This is a genomic window from Bacteroidota bacterium, from assembly GCA_039111535.1.
Taxonomy (GTDB): Bacteria; Bacteroidota; Rhodothermia; order Rhodothermales; family JAHQVL01; genus JBCCIM01.
In genome coordinates, this window is sequence record JBCCIM010000216.1 from 1 (window position 1) to 10,598 (window position 10,598).

Genomic DNA, 10,598 nt, shown 5'->3' on the forward strand with positions numbered 1-10,598 from the left:
CTTTGACTTTGATGGCAGCTCGTGGACTGAGACGGAAAAGCTCACCGCATCCGATGGCGCTGTATCTGACCAATTTGGTTACTCGGTATCGCTCTCCGGGGACCGCGCACTCATCGGGGTATTGTTGGACGACGATAACGGCAGCGATTCAGGCTCCGCCTATGTCTTTGACTTTGATGGCACCTCGTGGACTGAGACGCAGAAACTCACCGCATCGGATGGCGCTGTATCTGACCAATTTGGTCGGTCGGTATCGCTCTCCGGGGACCGCGCACTCATCGGGGCAGTTCTGGATGACGATAACGGCCTCAGTTCAGGCTCCGCCTATGTCTTTGACTTTGATGGCAGCTCGTGGACTGAGACGGAAAAGCTCACCGCATCCGATGGCGCTGTATCTGACCAATTTGGTTACTCGGTATCGCTCTCCGGGGACCGCGCACTCATCGGGGCATTTGGGGATGACGATAACGGCAGCGATTCAGGCTCCGCCTATGTCTTTGGTTTTGCTTCACCGGATTCGGATGGTGACGGCTACACTGACGAAGAAGAACTGGCATGCGGCACTGATCCCAATGATGACACCAGTTTCCCGGCTGGTACCGTTTCTGGCACCGTTACTGCAGGGGGCAACATGCAGGCTGGTATCACGGTCAAAGCCCTGGATGCGGATGACCCTGCCATTGTCCTTGGCACAGCCGTTACCGATGCCTCAGGCAACTACAGCATTGCTGGTGTTGCGCAGGGAGATGTTGTGGTGATGGTCGTCGAGCCGCTCGGCTTTTCAGCCCAGGCCAACGACCTTGGCGAAGCAGTGGTGTGCAACACCACAACGGCAGATGTCGACTTTACGCTCGATGCCCTTGTGCTCACGAATGACATCCGCATGGCCAGTTATTGGAAAAACCAGCTCGACATAGCCGCCAGCGGCGGCACACCGGCTGAAGATTTTAGCACAATCATCACTGAAATAGAAGATCGCTTCACCAATGTGCATTTTAACGCACTGTTTGCAGGCGTTAATGATGTTGATGCCTGGCAGGATATCTTCAGCAAACGGCCCGGCACGGCCACCGAGCGGGCTACGGCTGAAGTGGGCGCGCTTGTGATGAACGTGATGTCGCTTAAGATCGACCAGTTTGAGGTGGTGACTGCCGATGGATTTACCGTGGCTGATGTTGTTACCCATGTTGCTACACTGCTCGAAGACGGCGATGTGAGCAACGACGCAACGGCCAAGTCACTGGCTGAGCAGGTGAACCGGGGCATGACAATAGCAGCAGGCCAGATCGGCGCGGGCAACATTGCCTACAAACGCGGAGGTCCGGGTGTTGGACCAATACTGGATGTTTCCAGCACGGCACAGGCCCTGCCCGAGTCTTTCGAATTGGAGGGCAACTATCCGAACCCGTTCAATCCGCAGACGAGCATCCGTTTTGCGATGCCTGAAGCGGCGCATGTATCGGTGTCGGTTTATGACGCCCTTGGTCGTCAGGTGGCAACGCTTATGGATGGCGTGCAAGAAGCTGGCTACCACGAAGTGAACTTCGATGCCGCCTCCCTGCCAAGTGGTACGTATCTCTACCGCCTGGTAACGCCAGCCGGTGAATTTACCAAAACGATGCTGTTGCTCAAGTAGCGCGGTTCTATCGGTTTTAAGAAGGCCGGTCTTTCCTCAATTGAGGAAGGGCCGGCTTTTTCCTTTCCATCAATAAGCAGGCGAAAGGCGCAGTTCTTCTGCTATGCGAAAGGCGAACTTCCGCTCGCTGTGCGAAAGACGTAGTTCTTCTGCTGCGCGAAAGGCGAACTTCCGCTCGCTGTGCGAAAGGCGTAGTTCTTCTGCTGCGGCGAAAGGCGAACTTCTTCTGTTGAGCGAATTCGGCGATGGTCACCAAGCACATAATTACAAACCAGCTTAGCACACAAGATTGTAGCTTCACCCACATATTTGTAGTTTAGGCGACGAGAATATCAAAGGAGCGGCTAGCGGCTTCGCTTTGCGCAGCTTTTACGAAATCAAAATTGGCCTATTTGCGGGCAAATTCAGCCACTGGAAGACTATTGTTGGTTCTGCCAGCCGGTCCGCGCGCTAACCCTCTCCTGACATCAATGCGTTACCCATCAATGCGTTACCGGACGACTGCCGCTCTCTTCGCAACCCTCTGCGTGATCGTAGGGTCAGGCTGCGCAGAAGGGCAGAGTGCCTCGCCGCCCCTGGGCCTCTGGTCCTGGAGCGCGGATGAGCCAAAAGAAGCCCTCTTCGCAGCTATCCGGCGGGTCGATGACGAATGGCAGGCAACTCTGGGTCCAGATCCCGTCATGGTGACCCATAACCGAGGTGTGATCTCAGTTGAGGGACCAGACGGGAACAGCTTCGTAGGCGAACTGACTCCCGACGATTCGGAGATCCGCGGCTATTGGTACCAGGCCTCCTCGCCCCTCGGCTACCAGGAGGTCGCGACACCCGTTGCTTTGCCCGCCGTGGCGAAAGGGCAGTGGCAGGCCGAAGTCGCTATCCAGCTCCGGTCGTTCAGGATCTTCCTGGACGTGTTCGAAGACGAGAGTGCCGGCCTCTCCGCCGTAATCCGAAATCCGGAGGCCAACAATACCCTTGGCGCCAGCCGGTTTCGGCTTGTGGCTGATGAGGAAGGTGGCTGGACGCTGGTGGCCGGCAGCGGTGACTTCGAACGACGATACGGGCTGAAGTATACTCAAGGCGGTGGACTCCTGCTCGACTACGACCGCTTCGACGAACCGATCACGCTTAGGCCGGCTACAGATACGGCGGGTTACTACAGCCGGCAAGGTCGTGGCCGGCAGGCACACCCTATGTCACTGCCCCAGCTCGACGACGGATGGATAGTCGCCGCTCCAGAAGAAGCCGGGTTTGACCCCGCTGCGTTTCAGGCGTTGACCGCTGAGCTTGCGCGTGTTGATCCGCGGAGTCAGCGACCACAGATGATCCACTCGCTGCTCGTCGCGCATGGAGGCCGGCTTGTCTACGAGGAGTATTTCTTCGGTCACGACCGCGAGACGCGGCACGACGTGCGATCCCTCGGGAAGGTCTTCGGATCGGTCATGATCGGGGCTTTGCAACAACAGGGCCACGAGATCAGTGCGGACTACCGCCCAATCCCGGACGTTCTCGGACGCGCAGGGCAACGCCTGGACGATCCACGCAAGGCCAATATCACGATCGGCCACTTACTAACGTTCACGAGCGGCCTGGACTGTGATGGAAACGCCGGCTCACCTGGGTCTGAATCCCGGATGTGGGGGCAACAGGAGGACTTCTGGCTGTTCACAGCACAACTCCCTATGATCCACGACCCTGGTGAGCGCTACGCCTACTGTTCCGGCAGCGCCAATCTCGTAGGGGCCAGTCTGAGTACGTTTGGCGGTGCACGCGTTCAGGAACTCTTCGATCAGCTGATCGCGAAACCCTTGGGTTTCGGACCCTATCATTTTACGCTGACCCCGAACGGTGAGGGATATCTGGGCGGTGGTGCCTACATGCGGCCGCGTGACATTCTGAAGATTGGCGCGGTGTATTTGGCGGGCGGCACCTGGAACGGCGAGCAGATCGTTGACGAAGACTGGGTTGAGCAATCGGTAAAGCCTCAGATCGACATCTCCCCAGAAACCACCGGAATGACCCCTGATGACTTCAGTAACAATTATTTCGGCGGGTCGCAGGCGTATATCTGGCGCGTGGATTCGGTGACGGTCGGCGAGCGGAGCTACACCTCTTATGAAGCGTCCGGCAATGGCGGTCAGCTGTTAATTGTCGTTCCCGAACTTGACCTTTCGGTTGTCTTCACCGGTGGAAACTACCGCATGGGAGGCATATGGGGGCGTTGGCGGAACGAAATCATTGGTGGACACATCATTCCTGCAATGAAAGATCTGCCATAGTCATCGTCTTTCGAGTTATCGTTGTGTGGCTTTATTGGGAGGGTCTTTTACTAACGTGGTGCATAGCTTTTCTGCAAGTGCCTCGATGGCCTCGCTTGCAGCACGGAAAGCGGGTTTAGCATCCAGACAGCCGGCGTGAATGGATTGGTTTCCCTGTACGCCATCTAATCGCCAGGAAGCAGCGATGAGTAAATCTTCCTCAGGTGTACGGCAAAGCGGGCCAGATTCGGCATCAAGTGCTTTGATGTGTAAAACAATCAAATTCAGATCCTCTTCGTCCGGTTGCGCGCTACATTCTTCAAACGCAGGCCCCCAGGTTTTGTAGAAGAGTACTGGTTTGCCCGAAGCTATTTGGGCTTCTGTAAATGGTAAAGGCTGCGCATTGACAGGTGTGTTGACCAGTATTTCCTCAGTATGGCTCACGCGCATGGTGAAACGGAATACTGGTTGGAATGTCTGTTTAACAACAAGTGGTGGAGACGTTTCTTGCTTTGGAGCAGTTGCTATGAGGCCGGCGAAGGTGAGTAGCCCTATTCCGGCAGCTGTTAGGCCGGCTCGAACTCGCTTGCCCGGGCGCAATAGCCTGGAGAGTACGGACCCGGCGACCAAGCCAAGCAGTGCGCCAACCATCATGCCGCCGAGCATATCCGCAATGCCATCCCACCCCATATCCGGTTTAGGGATAAAAAGACGCACGTAAAGTATCCCCAGCGAAATGCCAGCAAAGCCGCAGGCAGACATCAGTCCTAGTATCGATAAAAAATTTCTCAAAGCTAAAGAGATAGGCTTTTAATGGGTGCGTATAGGAATATTGCACAAGGGATGGCTTGGTCCCTAAACTAGAACATTCTACGCCATTGTGCGTGTGGATTTCTTTAGTATAACATCCGGGTTGGTGAAGAGACAATGGGATCATTTTGGCGCTCATGAAGCAAAAATCAAAACGTTTTGACTTGTTGACACGCTATGTCCGGCGTCTTGTCGGACGGATTCAACAACTGCAGGGAGCGAGCCTGCGCTATTCCAGGGCGCGCCTAGCTGTTGTGCTGGTTATGACAGTTGCTTGCATTGTTCTTTTTCAGCAGGATTTGGTGACCGCTGGGTGGAGTGTGCTGGCGATGGGTATTATCTGTTTTGGTGCGTTGGCATACTACCATGGTAAGGTGTTAGAGAGCCTGCAGCGGCATCGCTACTGGAAAGAGATTAAGCAGTCTCACATGAGCCGCATGCAACTGGATTGGCCCAAGATGCCGGCGCCCCTTGATCTCACACCAGACCCCAATCACCCATTTGAGTCTGATCTAAATATGACAGGGCACCGGTCCATGCACCAGTTGATGAACACAGCACCAAGTCGGGGTGGCGGCGAACGGCTTGCGGATTGGATGCTTGAATTATCTCCAGACCCTGATTGCATAGCTGGGCGGCAATTGCTGGTGCAAGAACTCGCGCATGCTGCATTGTTTAGAGATCACCTTGTACTTGCCGGCAAACTCGTATCAGCAAACGATGAGACGCCCTGGGATGGCAATGCGTTGTTGCAATGGGTAGGCAGTGAAGATAAACCGTTCAAACTCCTGCGTGCATTGTATCTGCTGATCGGGTTTGGGGTTGTGAATATCGGCTTGGTGATGCTCAATGTGATGGGGTTTTTGCCGGCATGGTGGGCACTCACCATAAGCCTGTATGGAGCACTGTATTTATACTTTCATCGCACCTTTGGCTTTGCATCACTCGACGCGTTTAATATCGAAAGCGGACTAAAAAAATTTCGGGCAGTCTGGGCTTATCTCGAAAAGCACCATTACACAAAGATGCCCCAGACCGAAGTGCTTTGTGCGCCATTTTTGAGCCCGGGGGCTAAGCCTTCAGAGGCACTTGGTCGTATTGAGCGTATTGCTGCTTTTGTGAGCCTGCAAATGGCTGCCGGTGGATTCATGGTGCTTGTCCTGAACGCCCTATTTCCGTGGGACCTGTTTTTTACGCATCGCCTTCACCTGGCAAAAAGTACGATCCGCCGCCATTTGCCTGATTGGCTCGATGTCTGGCATGAACTTGAAGCCTTGAGCTCGATGGCTACCTTTGCAGACCTGCATCCAAACTATGTTTTCCCCGAAATCCTGCAAGCATCCGCTTCCGACGCCCCCGTTCTTTCTGCAAAAGCCGTTGGTCACCCACTGCTAGCTGAAGCAGACAAAGTTAAAAACGATTTTGCGATAGATGCCCTGGGGGAGGTAATCATAGTGACAGGCTCCAACATGTCGGGCAAAAGTACTTTTTTGCGCACGCTGGGTGTTAACATGCGGCTGGCTTACATGGGTGCGCCTGTTGATGCAGGTTCGTTTAAAATATCGCTTCTCCGCATCTTTACGTGCCTTCAGGTCAACGACTCGATCAATGATGGTATCTCTTTCTTTTATGCAGAAGTCAAGCGTCTAAAGGCCTTGCTGGATGCTTTTAGAGAGGATGCAGCATATCCGCTCTTTTTTCTGGTAGACGAAATTTTCCGAGGCACAAACAACCGAGAACGGCTAATCGGGAGCCGGGCCTATATCCGTTCTGTAGCCAGCGGACATGGGATTGGACTGATTGCTACACACGACCTGGAACTGGTTCAGTTGGAGGATGAAATTCCTGATATTTCCAATTTCCACTTTAGGGAAGAAATTGTAGATGGCAAAATGGTGTTTGATTACCAACTGCACAACGGGCCATGTCCCACAACAAATGCGCTGCGCATCATGGCGCTTGAAGGTTTGCCGGTAGCGGACATGGATAGCGTAAGTTAATAACGCTGAGGCGGCATCTCTCAGAGATTTGTCCCGACTTTCATTAAACGTCTTGAATTAAGCCGGCAGCGCGATAAATGCCGTTGACGGTCGCGAGGCTCCGCCGGCCCTCGATGCCGTTGATGTGGGCGGTTTGGCCGTTGTTAACCGCTGTTATCAATGTTTTGATCAACGCTGTGTGCCCAACTGCTTTGATGCCACGCGGATCACTGCTGGCGCCAGCTTCAACAGGTTCGCTTGTGATATGTGGAACGACCGTTTGGAGTGTCTTGTCTTTCAGGTACCATCTTGTTGCCGTTTCGCCTGTTACCTGGATGCATCCATTTGTCCCGTACAACTCCAATCTGTGCGGGGCGCCATCACCTGTGGTTGTGGTTGCCGTAACGGTTGCTACGGCACCGCTGGAAAATTTAAGGGAGGCAGCTAAAACGTCTTCGACTTCGATGTCCCGTAGCAAAGTGCCGGCATGAGCTTTAATATCAACGGGATCCCCCATGTACCAAACAAGCAAATCGATGATATGGATACCCTGATTCATTAAGACACCGCCACCATCTTCTGCCCAGGTACCGCGCCAGGGCGCCTGGTCGTAATAGGTCTGGCCGCGGAAGTAGGGCAGTACAACAGAGGCCATGGTGAGTTGTCCGAGGTCGCCACCCATGATGGCTCGCTTGATATCCAGAAACAAGGGTTCTGTCCGCCGCTGAAACGCAACCACGATGTGTACATTATTGGCTTTTGCTGCGGCAATCATGGCGTCAGCATCTGCAAGGCGCAGGGCCATTGGTTTTTCGATCAATACGTGTTTGCCGGCTTCTATACAGGCAATGGCCTGCCGGGCGTGTTGTCCGCTTGGCGTGCAAATGCAGACGGCATCCAGCGTTGTGTCAGCAAGTGCCGCTTCCAGGGACTGACAAGGGACGCCATATTTCTCCGATATACCCTCAAATTTAGACGGTTCATAGTGAATTATAGTGCGCAGGGACGCACCGAGATGTTTATTTGCTTCGATTGCAGTAACATGGTAGTCCGCCACAAGGCCAGGGCCCAGGATTGCAAAATTCATGGCTGTGCTGAGGATGCTGTATTTGGTGCTGGATTGCCGGCCCATTGGCTGGTTCAATACTAAAGTTGAACCAATGACTGGCTCAGCTATTATAAGAGTTTTAGGAAATATCGGGTATACCGCGCGTTGAAATCCAACCACCACCACGCGCAGGAAAACACCTAAATACATATGGGGATTACGGAATACACCAGGCTCAGTAAAGGGCAGCGTCGACTTGTTAGTATTTTGTTGGGTGGCTATTTGGTATTGCTGCTGAATAGCCTGCTTTTGTTGTTGTTTGAGTCGTCTACAGCCGGCTTGTACATGACGATGGTGCTGTTGCACATAGGCCTTGGCTTCCTCATCGTGCTGCCTGTCACCGCTTTTCTTGTATTGCACGTGCGTGCAATGCCCAGGAAAGAGAATCCGTCAGCAGCCTGGGTAGGCATTGGCACAGCCTTGTCTTTGGTTGTGCTGCTCGCAACAGGTACGGCACTGGCAGTCTGGGGTGCTGCAGCGAGTGGGCATTGGGTACTGGTGACCCATATCGTGACAGCCGTCACCTCAATCCTCTTCTTTATTTTACACGTCTCGCTTAAGTATGGGGCGAAATACCATTTTCTGGAGTGGGGCCATACCTGGCGGCAGGGGGCAGGTGAGTTTACGCGTCATCCGCTGTCCATTACAGTATTGACCGGGGTCTTGCTCTCTGTAACCATAGCAGCATTTCCCATGTTGGGCAGTACTTCTGCGGTATATGTTGAGGGAGAATCAGAAGCTGATCTCATGTTGTCCCAGGCTGTACTGGCGCATGATGGTTTTCTTGATCCCGAAGACCTGGGCCGCGCTGAGTCTTGTGGGCAGGCGGGGTGCCACCCGGATGTGTATGCACAATGGGAGGAATCTGTGCATCATTTTTCTTCATTCAACAATCCCTGGTATCGGAAGTCAATTGAGGTGCTTGTTGAGCGAAAAGGCAACGAGCCTGCAGCATGGTGTGCTTCGTGCCATGATCCGCAAGTGCTTTACACCGGCGGCATGGTGGCTGATAAACCCATTGACATGGACCACTGGACGGCAAAAGAAGGCCTCACATGCCTGTCTTGCCACGCAATCGAAGGGCTGCAGGATGTAAAAGGGAATGGGAGATACGTAATAAGCAAACCTGATGAGTACCCGTTTGCGCGGGCTGAAGACGGCGTTGGCAAGTGGTTGCACACCAAGCTGATCAAAACAAAGCCAGAAGCACATCGGGCTGCAATGTTGAAGCCGGTTCATAAAACCGACGAATTTTGCGGTTCTTGCCACAAAGTTGGCCTGCCACCAGAAGTGAATCACTATAAATGGAAACGGGGGCAAAATCAGTACGATAGCTGGCATGCCAGCGGCGTCTCTGGTAATACCGTGCGCTCCTTCTACTTGCCACCTAAGCCTGTCGCCTGTGCCTCATGTCACATGCCGCTAGTGCCCTCCGACGACATGGGCAATGATGGCGGATACATTCGTAGCCACCGTTTTGCGGCTGCCAACACAGCTGTACCGTTCTTAAATGGCCATGCTGATCAGCAGGCTGCTGTAATACAGGCATTGCAAGATTCAATTGTGACCGTCGATTTGTTTATGGTTACTGTGAACGGGGTTGCGTATGGTCCCGAAGATGATATGCCGCTTATGCGCACTGGTGACAAGGTTGAACTGAGTGCCGTGGTACGGAACCGTAAAGTGGGACATCGCTTTCCCGCCGGCACCAATGACTCCAACGAAATCTGGCTACAATTGCTTGCACGTGATGAAGCTGGCAATCCTGTGCTGTCGTCTGGTACCACCGACGCGCTCGGCCGCGTTGATTCTACAGCCCATTTCTTTGGCGCGGTACTCGTAGACCAGGCCGGCAATGAAATCAACAAACGAAACGCCCAGGATTGGATGGCACGCGTGTACGCGAACGTGATCAACCCAGGCACAGCGCGTACCGTACACTACAACTTTACCGTACCACGGGGCACATCGATTGCCTCGCTTGAAATGGCGCTGCAGCACCGCAAGTTTAAGTGGTACTTTAATGAGTATAGCTTCCGGGGCCGGCTTGTTGCCGGGCAGCCAGACTCACTTAAGAAAGTTGAAGTTGAATTGCGCGAGCATGAGCTGGGGCCAGGTGACGCACCTGACATTCCCATCACAACAATGGCGACTGTGCAACGTACAGCCGGCACACCCTATACCGCCAAACGTCCCCTCTGGGAGCGCTGGAATGATTACGGAATAGGCTTGTTGCTCGAGGGTGATACCAAAACCTCGATCCTTGCTTTTGAAAAGGTGGCGCAATTAGAAGGCAACCCTGTAGAAGGATTTATAAACCAGGCGCGTGTATTGCTCGAGGAAGGCCAGATAGATCGGGCCCGAGATGTGCTCAAAGAGGCAGAAGGCGTTAAACCCGGTTACCTAAAGACAGCCTACTTCGAAGGGCAGGTACACAAAGCCAATGCTGACTACAACGACGCACTGGCCGTGTGGGAGCGTGTGGCAGATGCATACCCTGGCGACCGTGTTCTATTGCTCGACATCGCGCGCATCCATTACCTCAATGGCGATTATGAGCGCATGTTGCCCTGGCTCGATCGTGTTCTGGAAATAGATCCTGAGCATGTAGGGGCGCTGTACAATCGTATGCTGGCTGTTGGCGCACTTGGTATGGATGATGAGCTTGAAGAAGCCCGTCGGTTATATCTATATCACAAAGATAATGAAGATGAGCTCACCATTACGGCCACGTACAAGAAGCAGCACCCAATGGCGAATAGGGAGGCCCAATCTATCCATATTCATGAGTTGAAACGCTATTTCGCGCC

General features: G+C 53.6%; 6 protein-coding genes. 4 read left to right on the plus strand and 2 right to left on the minus strand.

What is annotated here, in order from left to right; all coding sequences use genetic code 11:
• Together AAF564_23130 and AAF564_23135 are read left to right on the plus strand one after the other, a co-directional pair.
• A partial coding sequence (locus AAF564_23130; protein MEM8488461.1) for a T9SS type A sorting domain-containing protein occupies positions 1-1,636 on the plus strand: 1,636 nt, incomplete at its 5' end.
• A gap of 470 nt (positions 1,637-2,106) precedes the next feature.
• The gene (locus AAF564_23135; protein MEM8488462.1) at positions 2,107-3,912 is read left to right on the plus strand and encodes a serine hydrolase; all 1,806 of its coding nucleotides are present in this window, start codon (positions 2,107-2,109) and stop codon (positions 3,910-3,912) included.
• A gap of 15 nt (positions 3,913-3,927) precedes the next feature.
• On the opposite strand, the gene AAF564_23140 is transcribed toward AAF564_23135, so the two are convergent.
• Positions 3,928-4,653, minus strand: coding sequence for a hypothetical protein (locus tag AAF564_23140; GenBank protein MEM8488463.1), 726 nt, complete (start codon positions 4,651-4,653; stop codon positions 3,928-3,930).
• A 185-nt stretch (positions 4,654-4,838) separates the two neighbouring features.
• On the opposite strand from AAF564_23140, the gene AAF564_23145 reads away from it, so the two are divergent.
• Positions 4,839-6,701 carry a MutS family DNA mismatch repair protein gene (locus AAF564_23145; protein MEM8488464.1) on the plus strand — a complete coding sequence of 621 codons (1,863 nt, stop codon included), beginning with the start codon at positions 4,839-4,841 and terminating at the stop codon, positions 6,699-6,701.
• A 43-nt stretch (positions 6,702-6,744) separates the two neighbouring features.
• On the opposite strand, the gene AAF564_23150 is transcribed toward AAF564_23145, so the two are convergent.
• Positions 6,745-7,938, minus strand: a complete 1,194-nt coding sequence (locus AAF564_23150; GenBank protein ID MEM8488465.1) for a Gfo/Idh/MocA family oxidoreductase — start codon at positions 7,936-7,938, stop codon at positions 6,745-6,747.
• On the opposite strand from AAF564_23150, the gene AAF564_23155 reads away from it, so the two are divergent.
• A partial coding sequence (locus AAF564_23155) for a tetratricopeptide repeat protein (protein MEM8488466.1) occupies positions 7,939-10,598 on the plus strand: 2,660 nt, incomplete at its 3' end.